Raw genomic sequence first — 16,054 nt, forward strand, 5'->3', positions numbered from 1 at the left:
ACGGATCATGCACGGCAGCCTGCCCCCCTTGAGCGCTCCCGGCCGGCGGCCCGCCCGGGCCATCCGCCTGCCGCTCACCCTGCGCTTGGCGCTGCGCGAGCTGCGCGGGGGCCTGCGCGGCTTTGCGGTCTTCCTGGCCTGCATCGCCATCGGGGTCACGGCGATCGCGGGCGTCTCCTCGATCTCGCGCTCGCTCACCGAGGGGCTCGCCCGCGAGGGCCGGCGCATCCTGGGCGGCGACCTCGCCTTCAGCCTGATCCACCGGGAGGCGGCACCGGCCGAGCGGAATTTCCTCGCCGCGCAGGGGCGGGTCTCGGTCGTGGCCTTCACCCGCGCGATGGCGGTGGCGGGCGACAGGGGTGCGGCCCTGGTCGAGCTGAAGGCGGTGGGGCCGGATTACCCGGTGCTGGGCGAGCTCTCCACCGAGCCCGCCCTGCCGATGGCGGATCTCCTGGCCGAGCGCGACGGCGCCTTCGGGGCCGCCGCCGATCCGGCCCTGTTCGCCCGGCTCGACCTCAAGCTCGGCGACCGGATCACGGTCGGCTCCGCGACGATCGTGCTGCGCGCCGTGCTCACGAGCGAGCCCGACAAGATCGCCAACGGCATCGGCTTCGGCCCGCGCCTCCTCACCTCCGAGGGGGCGCTGCGGGCCTCCGGCCTGATCCAGCCCGGCAGCCTCAACCGCTGGATCTACCGGGTGCAGCTCGCCGATCCTTCCGATGCGCGCATCGAGCAGGTGATGGCCGAGGCGCGCCGCACGCTGCCCGATGCCGGGTGGGAGGTGCGCTCGCGCCTCAACGCCGATCCGCGCTTCTCGCGCAGCGTCGAGCGCTTCACGCAGTTCCTCACCCTGGTCGGGCTCACCGCCCTGATGGTCGGGGGTGTCGGCGTGGCGAATGCCGTGCGGGCCTTCGTCGAGCGCAAGCGGCCCTCGATCGCGACCCTCAAGAGCCTCGGCGCGCCGGGAGGGCAGGTGGTCGGGCTCTACCTGACCCAGGTGATGCTGATCGCCGGCCTCGGCATCGCGCTCGGGCTCCTCGCCGGGGCGGCCCTGCCGTTCGGGATCGAGGCGGCCTTCAGGGCGGTGCTGCCGGTGCCGCTCAGCCCCCGCCTCGCGCCGGGCGACCTCGCGATCGCCGCGCTCTACGGCCTTCTCACGGCGCTCGCCTTCGCGATCGGGCCGCTCGGGCGCGCCCACGACGTCGCGGTCTCGGGGCTGTTCCGCGACGCGGTCGATCCGGTCCGGCGCTGGCCCCGGCCGCGCTACCTCGCGGTGCTCGGCCTCGCCCTCGCGGGTCTCGTCGGCCTCGCCCTCCTCACCGCCTTCGACCGGAAGGTGGCGCTGATCTTCGTGCTCGCGGCGGGCCTCGCCTTCGCGCTCCTGCGCGGGGTGGGCCTCGGCCTGATGGCGCTCGCCCGGCGGCTGCCGCGGCCGGCCCGGACGGCGCCCCGCCTCGCGCTCGCGAACCTCCACCGGCCGGGCGCGCTGACGCCCTCGATCGTGCTCTCGCTCGGGCTGGGCATCACGCTCCTCGTCACGCTGAGCCTGATCGACGCCAGCCTGACGCGCACGCTCACCCGCTCGTTGCCGGCCCGCGCGCCGAGCCTGTTCTTCCTCGACATCCCGAGCCGCGACGCGGCGGCCTTCGACCAGTTCCTCGGCGCGGCCGCGCCGCGGGCCAAGATCGAGCGGGTGCCGATGATGCGCGGGCGGCTCACCGCCCTGAACGGCGTCCCGGCGAGCGAGATCAAGGCGCCCGAGGAGGCCGCCTGGGTGCTCGACGGCGACCGCGGCATCACCTACGCGGAGGACCTGCCGGACGGCTCGCGGATCACCCAGGGCAAGTGGTGGACGCCCGAGGAGGCCGCGACCCCGCTCGTCTCCTTCGACGACCAGCTCGCCGGGCTGCTCGGCCTCAAGGTCGGCGACACGGTCGGCGTCAACGTGCTCGGGCGCTCGCTCACGGTGAAGATCGCCAACCTGCGCCACGTGGAGTGGCGCTCGCTCGGCATCAACTTCGTGATGGTGTTTTCCCCCGGCACCTTCCGGGGGGCGCCGCACGCCGACCTCGCGACGCTCACCCTGCCGGAAGGCCCCGATCCCGCCCTCGAAGCGCGGATCCTGCGCGAGGCCGCCCGGGCCTTTCCCTCCGTCACCAGCGTGCGGGTGAAGGATGCGCTCGATGCGGTGAACGACATCGTCGGCAAGCTCGTCTTCGCGATCCGGGGCGCGAGCGGGGTGGCGCTGGTGACCAGCCTGTTCGTGCTCGCGGGCGCGCTTGCGGCCGGCCACCGCGCCCGGCTCTACGACGCCGTGGTGCTCAAGACCTTGGGCGCCACCCGCGCCCGGCTGCTCGGGGCCTACACGCTCGAATACGGCGTGCTCGGGCTCGCGACCGCGCTGTTCGGCCTGGGCGCCGGCACGCTCGCCGCCTGGGTCATCGTCACCAAGGTGATGCGGGTCGATTTCGTGCTCGACCTCTCGGGGGCGCTCCTCGCCGCGGCCCTGGCCGTGCTGGTCGCGGTGGGACTGGGGCTCGCCGGCACCTGGCGGATTCTCGGTCAGAAGCCGGCGCCCTACCTACGAAATCTGTGAGGGATTTAATCCCGCCTTCAGCCTGCGGCGGATGGACCTTGCTGGACGTCGACGTTCCGGCCGGGCTTTGCCGCGGCCGGGCCTTGTGCCGGAGCGCCCAGGCTCTCATATTCCCGGCATGACGCTGCCGTTGCGGCGTCCGAGGGTCGCGTGAGCCTCGCACAGGAACCCCCACGCTAGAGAGCTTCCGAAGGAATCTCCCATGGCATTCGAAAACAGCCCGTTCCGGCAGGGCGGCGCGAGCGGATACGGAGCCCCCACGGGCTACGCCCGCGGCCAAGTCGAGGTCGACCAGGGCCTGCGCGCCTTCATGCTCGGCGTCTACAACAACATGGTGCTCGGCCTCGCCGTCTCGGCGCTGGTCGCGCTCGGCGTCAACAAGCTCGCCACGACCACCGTCGCGGCCGAGGCCGCGCGCAACTCCGCCGGCCAGGTCATCCGCCTCGGCGGGTCGTACCTGACGCAGTTCGGCGCCACGCTCTACACCACGCCCCTGATGTGGGTGGTGGCGCTCGCGCCGCTCGCCTTCATCTTCGTGTTCTCCTTCCGCATGGACCGGATGTCGTCCGCGAGCGCGCGCACGACCTTCCTGGCCTTCGCGGCGGTGATGGGCGCCTCGCTCTCCACGCTGCTCCTGCGCTACACCGGCGCGAGCGTGGTGCAGGTGTTCTTCATCACCGCGGCGGCGTTCGGTGGCCTCAGCCTCTACGGCTACACCACCTCGCGCAGCCTGTCGGGGATGGGCTCCTTCCTAGTGATGGGCCTGATCGGTCTCGTCATCGCGAGCCTCGTGAACATCTTCCTGGCGTCGAGCGCGCTGCAATTCGCCATCTCGGTGATCGGCGTGCTGATCTTCGCGGGCCTGACCGCCTACGACACGCAGAAGCTGAAGGAGATGTACCTGTACGGCAACCTCGACCAGGAGGCGGCCGCCAAGGTGTCCGTGTTCGGCGCGCTGACGCTGTACCTGGACTTCATCAACATGTTCCAGTTCCTGCTGTCGCTGGTGGGCCAGCGCAACGAGTGACCGGCGGGGCTCATCAGAGGAGCCCCGATCGGAACCCCGGCCGCCCCCGCGGCCGGGGTTTTTTGTTGGGTGGCGAGCGGCGATCGTCGGCAGGGCCCCGCAGCACCCGTGTGCCGGGCTACACCGGGGATCCCGGCAGCCGGTCCCGGAAGGTTGTCGCCCCGACAGGAGCAGGCCGAGGCTGGGAAACCGGAGTCGATCGCTCTCCCGGCGTCCCCCACCATGCGGCACGCCGATGCGCGGTTCCGGCTGGCGACGCCGGCTCGCCAGGATCCCGGCCGGCGGTGGAGGAGGCGCAGGATCAGACCGACGGTCGCGGCGGCCCGAAGGGCCAGCCGCCCGAGAATTCGATCACGGCGCCGGTCAGAAAGCGTGTCTTGACGGTCGCGAGGAAAGCGATGACTTCGCCGATTTCATGCGGCTCCGCGAGGCGACCGACCGGGACGCTCTGCCGGACATAGGCGCGGCCGGTCTCCCCCGACTTGAAGACCGCGCTCGGATAGTAGGCTTCGCTGTAGAGGAAGTTCGGTGCGACCGCGTTGACGATGATTCCGTCCTTGGCGCAATCGATCGCGAGAGACCGCACCAGGGCGTTGGCCGCCGCCCGGGCAGCGTCCGGAAAGGCGGCACCCGACAAGGGCAATCTCGTGCGGTTGGACGTGACCATCACGACGTTCCCGCCGCCTCGCCGCCGCATGGCAGGCAGGACCGCCCGAACCAGCCGGAAGGGAAATTCGACCAGTGTCTCGACGTTCCGGCGCAACTCATCGAGCGGAGCCGTATCGACGGGATAGCTCGGGGCCGGATGGTGATCGTTGCTGACGAGGGCCGCGATCTCCCGACCGGACTCGTGGATCTGCGCGATGATCGTCTCGGGCTCGCCAGCATGGATGGGCTCGAGATCGGTTCGCGCCGAGGCGAAATGCGTCCAGGCCTGAGGATCGGCGAAAGCCGCATCGTGCGCCAAGACGTGAAACCCGGCGTCGAGGAGCGCCTGGACAGCCGGCGGTCCGGCGAACCCGGTGGCATTCGTCACCAACCCGATCGGCTTCTGTTTCAGGACGGCGGGCACCGAAGACGTCCACGCGATCGCAACGGTCAGACCGCATCATCGTCCCGGCCGATCCCGCGGTCAATGAAGGGTGTGACCGCAGGGCGACCGAAGCCCCGTCAGGGCTGGGTTCTTCGGATCAGATTTCCTATCGGGACTGTGGCGGAGCATGGGACATCGGACGCAACAATTCTGCACCGGATTTGAACTGACCCGTCAGATTGCTCCCCGCCAGACTGTGGTGCCTCACCTCGGCGCTACGGCATGGCTGCGGGAAGAGTCATGGACACGCGCACAATCGTTTCCAGCACGGCATGGCAATCGACTCCCAGACTACCGGCCGGCTCTATGAGAGCTGGCAATCCTTCCAGCATCGAGACAACGACAATCGCCGTCAGAAGCGCCTTGGCCTGCGACAGATCAGGGGCATCGGCAGCAAGTGCATCGCGCATGACTTCGAGGTATGATCGAAAGAACATGCGGATCGCGCTCCTGGCGGCGTTGTCGTGGTTTGCCCTGCCCTCAATCATGGCAAGCACGCCGTACCGATCCGACTGAAGCGTTTCGGTCGCGGCGAACCGGACGAGATTGGTAAAGCGCTCACCTTCGGGGCTTGCGGCGAGAATGGTGTCGATCCGCCTTCGATAGCCGTTGATCGTCTGAACGACAAACGCGTCGAGCAGCGCAGCCTTGTTCGGATAGTGGTATTGTAGCGCCGCCAGCGAAATTCCTGCGCGCCTCGCGACATCGCGCATCGACACGTCGTCGAGACCTTTTTCCAGCGCGAGATCCTGAAGGCACGCGAGGGCACGCAATGCCGTTGGCGGCGCATCCCCAGCCCCTGTGTTGGAGCCGGTCCTGTCCCCATCAACCAAGACCTGATCCCCCGTTTGCCTGTCACTTGACAGGTATGCCACTCGACCGTACCTGTCAAGTGACCGGCACGGATGGCGTCCGGCCTGATCGGGCAGACCGAAGCCTTGGGACAGACGATGTCGATTGTGGATGTGGTCGTGATCGGCGCCGGTTTGGCCGGCCTTTCCGCTGCGCGGTGTCTCAAGGATCGTGGCGCGTCGGTGACCGTCTTGGAGGCGCGTTCACGTGTTGGCGGCCGTGCCCGCACCGAAAGACTTCCGTCAGGGCATGCGGTGGATCACGGCGCCCAGTTCCTCAGCGATGACCACAAGCGCCTCGCAGCTCTCGTTGCTGAGGTTGGCCTGACGCGCGTCGCGCGTGACAAGGCTGGACGACATCTACTGCGCGCCCGCCGCCACACCGAGGTTCGCGGCAGACGGTCAACTTCCTCTGTCGTTCTGGGCCAAACTTGACGCCATGCAGATGCACTGGCGGATCAGCCGACATCAAGAGACCGTTCGGGGAGCCGGTATGGCGGCTCGGGATACGCGGACGGCCGCTCAATATCTCCGCGACCTGGCGTTCACAGATGAGGCCTATCGCTTCCTGGCCGGATTCGTCGAGGGAGAGCTCTGCACCCCGATCGCTACGTTCTCGGCACAGGAACTGATCGAACAAGCCGTTTCCGTCGGCGGCCGACAGGGCGAGGCAGATTCCGCGCAATGGTTCCTCGCTGAGGGGACCGGCCCGCTGGCGGGCCATCTCGCGGGAATTCTGGGTGCATCAGTCGTGCTCAACGCGCCGGTGACGCGCGTGCATCAGGATGCGGACGGGATCGCGGTCGACACCGGGCACGTCACCCGTCGTGCCAAGAGCCTCATCGTCACGACCCCGCCGCAGCTCTACGCGAGCATCGGGATCATGCCGCACTTGCCGGGCGATCGACAGCGGGTCATCGCCGGGTATCAGCGCGGTTCGGTGATCAAGACGGTCCTCGTGTTCGGTAACCCATGGTGGCGGGAGCGAGGGCTGTCCGGGTCGTTCCTGAGCCCGGGGGCGCTTTGCAATGCAGGGCTAGACGCATCCTTGCCGGACGGGCGGACGGGCACTCTCGTCCTGTTCTCCACATCTGCCAGCGGCCGTCGCCTCGGGCAGACCACCAGCGAGCCGGAGCGTATCGAGCGGGTCCTGGCGTCGCTTCGGTCCATCGTCGGCTCGGAGATCCCTTCCCCGATTGCCGGCCGATCGATCGACTGGACCACCGACCCATGGTCGCTGGGAGGCTATGCGAGCCGCCGGGGGCTCGGCGGCTGGACCGCCGCGCCAGACCTCTTCGCGTCGGTCGGCAACATCCATTTCGCGGGAACGGAGGCCGCGTCGGAATGGCGATCCTTCATGGAGGGCGCCCTCCAATCAGCCGAACGTGCCGCCGATGCCGTTCTGGCGAGTGGTTGAACGGCATGGCCGTGACCGGTTCAAGCCAGGTTTCCAATCATGAGAATGGCGGAGAGAGAGGGATTCGAACCCTCGATACGGTTGCCCGTATACACGCGTTCCAGGCGTGCGCCTTCAACCACTCGGCCACCTCTCCGGTCCCGTCGCCGGCGCGGCCTCGCGGCCGCATCGGGGGGAGGCCGTCCTCTAGCGGGGCGCGCGGCCGGGCGCAAGCGCGCAGCGCGGGCAGGGCAGGGCGGCCTGTGGCAGGAAGGCCGCAGCCGCAGCGTCAGGAGGGAACCGCAGGGCGCGGGCGGGGTGGACAACCCGGCGGGTCTGCCCAAACTGGGTCGGCGAGGTCGTCCGCTTCGGTGGCGCCACGGTGCGCTCCGAGGAAACCGGAGCCGGCCGTTGCTCGTTTCGATCATCGGCCGGCGCACGGCGCCGGGCCGGGGATCGGCGCAAGACCAGTCCAGCCCTCCGCATGGTTCGCCCCCGGGCGGTACCCGGAAGGCCGCGCGCATGGAGGATGTCATCGTGGGGAATGAGACCGTAGGGGGTGTGAGCGAGCGACCCGTCGTGCTGGTGGTCGAGGACGAGGCTCTGACCATCATGGATCTGAGCGACGTCCTCGATGCGGCGGGCTTCGAGGCGCTGCAATCCGCCTCGGCCGAGCGGGCCTTGAGCCTGCTGGAGACCCGCCGCGACATCGTCGCGCTGATCACCGACGTCGAGCTGTCGGGCAAGACGGACGGGTTCGACCTCGCCCGCACCGCCGCCCATCTGCACCCGGGCCTGCCCACCGTGATCGTGTCCGGCCGCGCCCAGCCCGATCCGGACCGGATGCCGCCGGGAGCGCAGTTCATCGCCCGGCCGTGCCGCGGCGACGACATCCTCGACCTGCTCAAGACCGTGATGGGGCAGGGCTGAGGCCGGGCTCCTCCTCGGCCAGCCAGAGTTCGACCGGGGCGCCCGCCTCGCCGAGATCGAGCACCACGTGGCGCAGCCGCCGCGAGGGCGCGTCGGGCGCCTCGGGCCAGTGCAGCGCCTCGCCGACCGCCCGGACGGAGCCCGTGATCGTGCGCGGTCCGAGCCGGATCGTCACGGGAGTGGCGGGGGACAGGTCCTCCATGTGGGCTCCTCGGCTCGGGGAAAGGGTCGCCCGCTCAACGCCGTCGGAGCCGTAGCGGTCCCGCTCAAGGGTCCGTCAGGGTGAATCGCGGGTTACCGCGATCCGTGTCTCAGGCCCGCCCGACACGGGCGTTCGACAGCGCCACCGCGAAGCGGTCGAGGTCGAGGGAGGGCTCGGTCACGCCGAGGATCCGGTCGATGGCGACGCCGACATAGAGCCCGTCGAGGACGAGCTTGAAGAAGACCGTCACGGCCTCGGTGCCGAACTCCATGTCGAGGATCACGGTCGGCGAGCGGCCCCAGGAGAAGCTCACGTCGGCCGCGTCGCCGTAGGTGAGGGTGGCTTCCTTGAAGAACGGCTCGGCCGAGGAGGCGACGAGGTCGGCGATGTTGCCGTGCCGGTCGTCGCGCACCCAGCCGATCAGCACGCCGCCGTCGAGCAGGCAGAACTCGGCGATGAAGTCGCGGATCTCGGTCGCGAACACCTGCTCGGCCGCGGCCAGCAGGTCGGCGGGCGCCGGAATCCCGGCCGTCGGCTCGTGGGCGTACGCCATCATCGCGACCTCGCGAACAGATAGAACAGGATCTGAGCCACGGCGCGGTAGAACTCCGCCGGGATCATCCGGTCGACTTCGACACTGTCGTACAGCGATCTTGCCAGAGGCTTGTCTTCGATCACCGGAATGCCGTTGGCCTCGGCGATCTCGCGGATCTTGAGGGCGATGAGGTCCTGCCCTTTGGCGACCACCAGAGGGGCGGGGTTCTCGTCGCGCTCGTAGCGCAGGGCCACGGCGAAATGGGTCGGGTTGGCGATCACCACGGTGGCGCGGGGCACGGCGGCGAGCATGCGCTTGCGGGTGCGGTCCTGGGCGAGCGAGCGCAGCCGGGCCTTGACCATCGGGTCGCCCTCGATCTGCTTGTGCTCGTCCTTGATCTCCTGGCGCGACATGCGCAGCGAGCGCTGCCAGCGCAGCCGCGCCCAGATCAGGTCGGCGGCGACCAGCACGATCGTGGCGATGCAGACCGCGGAGACGAGGCGGATCGCCAGCGTCAGGATGAGTTCCGGAACCTGGCTGGGATCGACGGACATGGCGTTCACGACCTTGTGCTGCTCTGAGCGCAGCAGCAGCAGGGAAACCACACTGATCGCGAGGAACTTAAAGAGCGCTTTCAGGAACTCGACCTGACCCTGGCGCCCGAAGACCCGCTTCCAGCCGGCGAGCGGCGAGACCCGCGACCATTGCGGGCGGATGCGCTCGCCCACGAACCGGGGCAGGTTCTGGAACACCGAGGCCGAGAGCCCGCAGACCGCCAGCACCAGCACCACGGGCAGCAGGAACCGCCCGGTGGCCATCGCCACCCCCTGCAGCAGCAGCAGGGCGTCCTGCCCGTTCTCCAGCGCGAAGCCGCGCGGATGGTCGAACAGGGGCGCGAGGTCGCGCGCCAGCTCCGCGGCGCGGCCGCGCACGAACAGGGTGAGGACGATCAGGAGCCCGACCACCGAGGCGAGGATCGGCGCCTCGCGCGAGAACGGCACGTCGCCTTTCTCGATCGCCTCCCGGATGCGCCGTTCGGTGGCGGCCTCGGTCTTGCTCTCGTGGTCGACCTCCTCAGCCATGCGGGGCCGCCCGGGAACGCGGCGCGGCCGGGGCGAGGGCCGGGCGCGCGGGAGAGGGCGCGGGAGCGCGGGCGTCAGCGCACGAAGGTCTCATCGCTGTCCCCGGCATTGAGTTCGATCTCGCCGCGCCCGGCCATGTCGAGGGCGAGGTCGGTGATGGTGCGCCGCGCCTCCAGCACGTCGCGCTGCGCGGCCGGCTCGCCGCCGTTCAGCTCGTGCTCGATCATCCGGCGCACGCGCGCCGAGAGGGCGCCGAGGATCGTCTCGCGGAACTCGGCCGGCGTGCCCTTGAGGGCCAGCACGAGGCGGTCGTTCGGCACCGCGTCGAACAGCGTCGTGCGCGCGCGGGGCGTGAGCTTGACGATGTCCTCGAAGGTGAACAGAAGGCCCTTCAGGATCTCGGCCGATTTCGGACGCGATTCAGTCAGGTTCGACAGAACGTCGTCCATCTGCTCGCGCTCCATCTTGTTGATGATGTCGGCGATCTTGGCGTGCGTGTCGGCCCCGGCGTTGCGGGCGAAGTTCACCATCAGGTCGTCGTTGATGATCTTCTCGATGGCGCGGAGCGTGTCGTCGACGATCGGCTTGAAGGCCAGCATCCGCCGCATCAGGCTGTTGCGCAGGGGCTGGGGCAGGTGCCCCATGACCTTGGCGGCCGTCGACGGCTTGATCTTGGACAGGATCAGGGCCGCGGTCTGGGGATGCTCCTTGACGAGGTAGCTCGCCAGCACCGTCTCGGAGACCCCCGACAGCCGCTCCCAGACCGAACGCTTGGTGTTGTTGCCACGCACCTCCGCCAGGATGTCGGCGATCTGCTCGGGCGGCAGCAGGCCGCTCAGCAGCTTCTCCACCTCCTGCACGGTGCCGAGGAGGTTCGCCCCGTGCGAGAACTCCGACACGAACGCGTCCACGAGGCTGTCGAGCAGGGCCGGGCTCACCGGCCCGAGCTTCACCGCCGAGCGGGTGATCAGCTTGATCTCGTCCTCGTCGAAGTACTTCAGCAGGCGGCCGGCGGCGGGCTTGCCCATGGCGAGGAGCAGGGTCGCCACCTCGTCCACCGCGCGCAGGCGCGGAAGGCCACCGCGGGCCGCCGGGACCGGAACGCTCATCCCGCCCGCTCCGCTCTCAGCCGTGCGTATCGGCGCCGGCCGGGCCGACGATCTCGGTCAGCGAGACCCCGAATCGCGAATTGTCCTCCTCGACCACCACCACCTCGCCCCGGGCGATGACGCGCCCGTTCACCATGATGTCGACGGGCTCGCCGACCCGGTGGTCGAGGGGCACCACCGCCCCGCGCCCGAGCTTCATCAGGTTGGCGACTGGCATGGTGGCCGAGCCCAGCACCACCTGGATCAGGACCGGGATGCGCAGGACCGAATCGAGGTTGCGCCCCGAGCCGATGGTCGGCTCGTTCGTCTGGGCGGGGGCGGCCGCGCTCGCGAACAGCGCGTCGGCGTGGGCCGCCGACAGGTCGGGCGCATCGTCGAAGGGGTTCCGGCTCATCGGGGCGTCTCGCGGGGTCTCGGATCAGGGATGGTCAGGCGCGCGGGTCGCGGGCCGTGGCCAGCGCGCGGCGGCCGGCTTCGAGGTCCGCCAGGGTGGCGCGGGCCTCCTCGATCTTGGCTTCGAGGGCGACGAGGATCTCGCGGCCCTCGCCCGCGAAGCTGCGCATCGTCTCGCCCGCATGGCGCAGCGCGTCGCTGGTCTGCGCGAAGGCCCGGCCGTACTCGGCCTGGATGCGGTCGAGGCGCTTGAGCTTGAGGTACATCGGCAGCACGCAGGCGCTCGTGAGCACCAGGGCGCCGAGCAGGACGGCGTCAACGAGCGAGGACGGCATCCATGAACTCCTTTTCCTGGTTGATGACCTCGTCGATGCGCAGCACGTAGGCGCCGTTCGCCTGTCCCACCTCGCACCAGAACAGCGGCTGGTCCTTACCTTCGAGCTTGACGCGGCTCTTGGGCGTCGCGTCGAGCGGCAGCACCTGCCCGATCCGGAGGTCGGCGATCTCGCCGAGCGTGAGGGTGCGCTCCTCCAGCACCGCCCGCAGCGTCACCTCGGTCTTCTTCACCTCGGCGGCGATCTGGCGCTCCCAGCGCGGGTCGCGCACGGTGGATTCGCCGGTGAGCACCTTCGAGAGGCTCTGGCGCATCGGGTTGAGCACCGATTGCGGGATGATGAGGAACATCTCCCCGCCGCGGTTGAGCGCCTGGAGCAGGAACTTCGCCGCCACCGCCTTGTTCGAGCGCCGGCCGATGATCGCGAAGTCCATGCGCGTCTCGGTCCGCTCCAGCTTCAGCGTGGTCTCGGAGACGAGGGCGAAGGCGGATTCGAGCGCCTTGCCGACCTGCTCCAGCGTCATCTGGGCGATGCGCAGCTCGATGCTGGAGAAGTTGCGCGCGTCCTCGACCGGGGGCTCGGACCCGTCGGCCCCGAGCAGCACCTCGACCATCGTGAACACGAAGTCGCGGTCGAGCCCGACCAGGATGTGGCTGTCCCATTGCGGCGAATAGAAGATGCCCGCGACGGCGTTCGCCTCGTAGGGTTCGAGCAGGTCGCCGAAGGCCTCGGTCTCGACGCTGGAGAGCGAGTAGAAGATCGGCGAGACCGCGAGGTGCTTCAGGTTGTCGGCGCAGGCCGTCGCCAAGCGGTCGAAGATGATGCTCAGCATCGGCATCCTGTCGAGGGACAGGCCGCCTCCCTCGAGCAGGCTCTTGCGGACGTCGGGGGCGGCCATGTCAGGCCGCCTCGCGCTGGGCGCCGCCGACGGTGGCGCTCTCGACCTCGTCGATGGTCGGCCGGTCGGCCGAGGAGATGCCCTTGCGGCCGTGCTCGACCGCGATCTGCGGCAGGGCGCCGTTCATGTAGGCGAGCAGGCTCTGCTTGACGATGACGTAGACGCGGGACTGCTTGTCGCGCGTGGTCTTCACCTTGATGGCGAGCGGCGCGAGCATGCCGTAGGACAAAAAGATGCCCGCGAAGGTGCCCACCAGCGCCGCGCCGATCAGGCCGCCGAGGATCTGCGGCGACTGATCGAGCGCGCCCATCGCCTTCACGATGCCGAGCACCGCCGCCACGATGCCGAGCGCCGGCAGCGCCTCCGCCACCGTGGTGAGCGAGGCGTAGGGCTTGAGCGCGTCGCGCTTGTGGGTGCCGATCTCCTCGTCCATCAGCGCCTCGATCTCGTGCGGGCGCGCATTGCCGATCAGGATCAGGCGGACGTAGTCGCAGATGAACATCACCAGTTCCTGGTTCTTGGCGACGTCCGGATAGGCCTTGAAGATCTCGGAATTGGCCGGGTCGTCGAGATGCGGCTCGACCTCGTTGCGGGGCTTGGCCTTCAGCTCGCGCATCAGGGCGTGGAGCAGGCCCAGCAGCGCGAGGTAGTCCTTGCGCTTGGGCACCTTGTCGGTGAGGGCCTCGACGATGCTCTTGCCCGAATCCACCACCGTCTTCATCGGGTTGGCGATCACGAAGGTGCCGGCCGCCATCCCGCCGATGATCACGAATTCCCAGGGCTGCCAGATCACTTCGAGGTGGCCGCCCATCGCCACGAAGCCGCCGAGCATGGAGCCGAGCGCGATGACCAAGCCGATGAGAACGCCCACTGCCGCAGCCTCCGGGTGAGTGCCTTGTGGCGAACCGCCCGCCCTGCCGATTAGGGGGGCAGGCTTGCGCGGGGCTGAGGCTCCGCATCGCCCGGCTTTGACAAGCGCCCCCGCTCCCGGGACAAACGGCAGCGGCGAGGGCTCGGAAGACCCGGCGGATGGAGGGGCGGTACTTGCAGCGCAGCATGCGGGCATGGCCCATCCGCTGGCGCATCCTGGCGATCGCGGCGCTCAACTCCGCGCTCGCGGTCGTGCTCATCCTGCTGATCTGGGACGGGGCGCAGGTGCTCGCGCGGGCCTGGGCCGACCTGCGGCAGGTCCGGCAGACCGAGCGCTTCCTCGACCAGCTCGACCGCGACACCGAGCGGCTCCAGACCCTGATACACCGCTACATCGGGCAGGCCCATCCGGACGTGCTCGCCCGCATCGGCGACCTGCGCGACACGCTGATCGGCCGGCTGCGCGTGCAGGCGCGGCTCGATCCGCTGATCGCCGCGCCGGCCGAGCGGCTGCGCGAGGTGACGGAGCGCTTCATCGACGGCTTCTCGGCCCTGCGCGACACCCGCGCGCGGATCCAGGACACCTACGAGACGGGGCTGGCCCAGCCCGCCCGGGAGATGTCGGGCCTTTACGCGATGATCGAGGGGCGGGGCGCGGCGGACCCGACGCAGATCTGGCCGCCGCTGGCGAAGTCGCGCGAATCCTTCCACGCGATGATGCTGGCGGCCAACGCCTTCCAGGTCGCGGCCTCGACCGAGGCGGCCGACGAGATGCGCCGCGCCGCCGCCGCGATCCGCCGCACCGTGCCGGTGATGCTCGACCTCGCCGCGAGCGAGGTGCAGCGCGCGGCGCTCGCGGCGCTCGACGCGCGCGCGGCCGCCTTCGGCCGCGGCGTCGACGCGCTGGCGGCCGAGTTCGCCACCCAGTCGCGCCTGCTGCGGCAGGAGATCGACGGCAATGCCGACGCGATGACCGCGGCGATCGAGGGCATGGCGGCGCATGTGCGCGCGGTGGAGCACGCCGCCCAGGCCCGCTTCGACCGCACGCTGGAATCCGCGGCCCTCAAGCTCGGCGCGGTGGCGCTCGCCTTCGTGGCCCTGGTGGCCTTCGTCGGCATGGCGGTGTCGAAGAGCATCAGCGATCCGCTGCGGGGGCTGAGCGGCGCCATGCGGGCGATCGCGGCGGGCGATTACGCCCGGCGCGTGCCGGGCGCGGAGGCGCGCGACGAGATCGGCGCCATGGCGGCGGCCGTGGAGGTGTTTCGCGAGAACGCCATCGCCCGGCTGCGGGCCGAGGAGGAGCTGCGCCGGGCCAAGGAGCAGGCCGAGGCGACGCTCGGCGACCTGCGCGAGGCGCAGGAGAGCCTGATCGAGGCGGAGAAGCTCGCAGCGCTCGGCGGCCTCGTCGCCGGGGTGGCGCACGAGGTCAACAACCCGGTGGGCATCAGCCTCACGGTCGCCTCGACGCTGAGCCAGCGCTGCGCCGCCGTGAGCGCGGACCTGGAGGCGGGGCAGCTGCGCCGCTCGCAGCTCCTCGACTTCATCGCGGCCGTGCGCGAGGCGAGCAAGCAGCTCGTCGCCAACCTGCTGCGCGCGGGCGACCTCGTGGAATCCTTCAAGCAGGTCGCGGTGGACCGCAGCCAGGACAACCGCCGCCGCTTCGACCTCGGCCAGACCTGCGAGCAGATCGCCGCGAGCCTGCGGCCCGAGCTGCGCAGCAGCCGCGTGGCGCTCGACCTCGACCTCGCGCCCGGGATCGTCATGGACAGCTTCCCCGGGCCGCTCGGGCAGGTGCTCACCAACCTCTTCCTCAACGCCGTGCGGCACGGCTTCCGCGACCGCCAGGGCGGCACGATCGGGCTTTCCGCCGCGCCGCTCGGCGGCGACCGGGTCGTGCTCACGGTCAGCGACGACGGGGTGGGCATGTCCGAGGAGGTGGCGCGGCGCGCCTTCGAGCCGTTCTTCACCACGCGGCGCGACAGCGGCGGCACCGGACTCGGCCTGCACCTCGCCTTCAACATCGTCACCCACCAGCTCGGAGGCCGCATCACGCTCGCCTCCGCGCCAGGGGAGGGCAGCCGCTTCGTGCTGACCCTGCCGCTCGTCGCCCCCCTGGAGGCGGGCGCCCCGTCGCGCGCCGCCTGAAACCATTGGTCATGGGAAATGACCGCTGGCTCGGCTCTCGATTTTTCGTCAAATCTTTGATTTGGCGTCGAAAAATTGAGACATCTCAGCGGCACGATGCGTCAGCATCCCGGGCCGTTGGAATGAGCACCGCCTACTGGACGGCGCGCAGCTTGTCGGCCATCGCCTGCTCCTTGTCCCGGCGGGACGAGAAGGTCATGGTGAAGAACACGCGCTGCACCCCGAGTTCGTGCAGGCGCGCCTCGCACGCCTCGGCGAGGCGGCAGATGTCGGCCAGTTCCCCCTCGATGTTGGTGCCGTTGGCGTGCATCTCCGCGGTGAGCGGGCTCGCGTCGATGATCGCCTTGATCTCGCGCACGTAGGGCGAGACCGAGGGGCCGACCCCCATCGGCACGATGCACAGATCGGCCACGACTTTCATGCTTCCACCCCACGCCCCAGGACCGCAGCCGCGCGGCTCCGGAGCCTGATCTAAGCAGATTTCGCAAAAGTGGTCGCCGGTTTTGCGATAAAAATCTGCGAAAAAACAAGAACCTAAGCGGACGAAGCGTTGGCTTGCCAACGCAAGTCTGCTTAGAGCCGCGCCCGAGCG

The 16,054-nt window shown here is 69.8% G+C and carries 17 protein-coding genes and 1 tRNA gene; 6 read left to right on the forward strand and 12 right to left on the reverse strand.

Annotated features, from left to right (window positions below; translation table 11 throughout):
- The first annotated feature begins 7 nt into the window (after positions 1-7).
- Together MFF61_RS19150 and MFF61_RS19155 are read left to right on the forward strand one after the other, a co-directional pair.
- On the forward strand, positions 8-2,596 hold the full coding sequence (locus MFF61_RS19150) for an ABC transporter permease (RefSeq protein WP_238237087.1): 2,589 nt from the start codon (positions 8-10) through the stop codon (positions 2,594-2,596).
- Positions 2,597-2,798: 202 nt separating this feature from the next.
- The gene (locus MFF61_RS19155; RefSeq protein WP_238237088.1) at positions 2,799-3,623 is read left to right on the forward strand and encodes a Bax inhibitor-1/YccA family protein; all 825 of its coding nucleotides are present in this window, start codon (positions 2,799-2,801) and stop codon (positions 3,621-3,623) included.
- Between the two features lie 301 nt (positions 3,624-3,924).
- Here the strand turns inward: MFF61_RS19155 and MFF61_RS19160 are convergent, their stop codons facing one another.
- A complete protein-coding gene (locus MFF61_RS19160; protein ID WP_238237089.1) occupies positions 3,925-4,695 on the reverse strand; it encodes an SDR family oxidoreductase in 771 nt (256 codons plus the stop codon).
- A 236-nt stretch (positions 4,696-4,931) separates the two neighbouring features.
- A complete protein-coding gene (locus MFF61_RS19165) occupies positions 4,932-5,549 on the reverse strand; it encodes a TetR/AcrR family transcriptional regulator (protein WP_238237091.1) in 618 nt (205 codons plus the stop codon).
- Between the two features lie 72 nt (positions 5,550-5,621).
- Between MFF61_RS19165 and MFF61_RS19170 the strand changes: the two genes are divergently transcribed.
- Positions 5,622-6,002 carry an FAD-dependent oxidoreductase gene (locus MFF61_RS19170; protein ID WP_238237093.1) on the forward strand — a complete coding sequence of 127 codons (381 nt, stop codon included), beginning with the start codon at positions 5,622-5,624 and terminating at the stop codon, positions 6,000-6,002.
- A 58-nt stretch (positions 6,003-6,060) separates the two neighbouring features.
- Positions 6,061-6,984, forward strand: coding sequence for a flavin monoamine oxidase family protein (locus MFF61_RS19175; RefSeq protein ID WP_353960053.1), 924 nt, complete (start codon positions 6,061-6,063; stop codon positions 6,982-6,984).
- 46 nt (positions 6,985-7,030) lie between these two features.
- Here MFF61_RS19175 and MFF61_RS19180 read toward each other — a convergent pair.
- A tRNA-Ser gene (locus MFF61_RS19180) sits at positions 7,031-7,120 on the reverse strand.
- Positions 7,121-7,485: 365 nt separating this feature from the next.
- On the opposite strand from MFF61_RS19180, the gene MFF61_RS19185 reads away from it, so the two are divergent.
- Positions 7,486-7,893: a response regulator gene (locus MFF61_RS19185; protein ID WP_238237097.1), complete on the forward strand. Its 408-nt coding sequence runs from the start codon at positions 7,486-7,488 to the stop codon at positions 7,891-7,893.
- Here the strand turns inward: MFF61_RS19185 and MFF61_RS19190 are convergent.
- The 8 genes from MFF61_RS19190 to motA form a co-directional block, all read right to left on the reverse strand.
- Positions 7,868-8,095, reverse strand: coding sequence for a hypothetical protein (locus MFF61_RS19190; RefSeq protein ID WP_238237098.1), 228 nt, complete (start codon positions 8,093-8,095; stop codon positions 7,868-7,870). The two genes, MFF61_RS19185 and MFF61_RS19190, sit on opposite strands and share 26 nt — an antisense overlap.
- A gap of 109 nt (positions 8,096-8,204) precedes the next feature.
- On the reverse strand, positions 8,205-8,651 hold the full coding sequence (locus MFF61_RS19195; protein ID WP_238237099.1) for a BspJ family T4SS effector nucleomodulin: 447 nt from the start codon (positions 8,649-8,651) through the stop codon (positions 8,205-8,207).
- The gene (flhB, locus tag MFF61_RS19200) at positions 8,648-9,712 is read right to left on the reverse strand and encodes a flagellar biosynthesis protein FlhB (RefSeq protein ID WP_238237101.1); all 1,065 of its coding nucleotides are present in this window, start codon (positions 9,710-9,712) and stop codon (positions 8,648-8,650) included. Before flhB ends, MFF61_RS19195 begins: the two co-directional genes overlap by 4 nt.
- A 74-nt stretch (positions 9,713-9,786) precedes the next feature.
- Positions 9,787-10,821, reverse strand: coding sequence for a flagellar motor switch protein FliG (locus MFF61_RS19205; RefSeq protein WP_238237104.1), 1,035 nt, complete (start codon positions 10,819-10,821; stop codon positions 9,787-9,789).
- A 16-nt stretch (positions 10,822-10,837) separates the two neighbouring features.
- Positions 10,838-11,215: a flagellar motor switch protein FliN gene (fliN, locus tag MFF61_RS19210; RefSeq protein WP_238237105.1), complete on the reverse strand. Its 378-nt coding sequence runs from the start codon at positions 11,213-11,215 to the stop codon at positions 10,838-10,840.
- A 34-nt stretch (positions 11,216-11,249) separates the two neighbouring features.
- Complete coding sequence (locus MFF61_RS19215) at positions 11,250-11,549, reverse strand: hypothetical protein (RefSeq protein ID WP_238237106.1); 300 nt, start codon at positions 11,547-11,549, stop codon at positions 11,250-11,252.
- Positions 11,530-12,447, reverse strand: coding sequence for a flagellar motor switch protein FliM (locus tag MFF61_RS19220; protein ID WP_238237111.1), 918 nt, complete (start codon positions 12,445-12,447; stop codon positions 11,530-11,532). The genes MFF61_RS19215 and MFF61_RS19220 overlap by 20 nt, the downstream gene beginning before the upstream one ends.
- Before the next feature lies 1 nt (position 12,448).
- The gene (gene motA, locus MFF61_RS19225; RefSeq protein ID WP_238237113.1) at positions 12,449-13,318 is read right to left on the reverse strand and encodes a flagellar motor stator protein MotA; all 870 of its coding nucleotides are present in this window, start codon (positions 13,316-13,318) and stop codon (positions 12,449-12,451) included.
- A gap of 185 nt (positions 13,319-13,503) precedes the next feature.
- On the opposite strand from motA, the gene MFF61_RS19230 reads away from it, so the two are divergent.
- Positions 13,504-15,462: a sensor histidine kinase gene (locus MFF61_RS19230; RefSeq protein ID WP_238237114.1), complete on the forward strand. Its 1,959-nt coding sequence runs from the start codon at positions 13,504-13,506 to the stop codon at positions 15,460-15,462.
- A 133-nt stretch (positions 15,463-15,595) separates the two neighbouring features.
- Here the strand turns inward: MFF61_RS19230 and MFF61_RS19235 are convergent, their stop codons facing one another.
- Positions 15,596-15,883: an MTH1187 family thiamine-binding protein gene (locus MFF61_RS19235; protein WP_238237115.1), complete on the reverse strand. Its 288-nt coding sequence runs from the start codon at positions 15,881-15,883 to the stop codon at positions 15,596-15,598.
- Positions 15,884-16,054: the final 171 nt, after the last annotated feature.

The organism is Methylobacterium isbiliense, from assembly GCF_022179325.1.
GTDB classification, from domain to species: Bacteria; Pseudomonadota; Alphaproteobacteria; order Rhizobiales; family Beijerinckiaceae; genus Methylobacterium; species Methylobacterium isbiliense.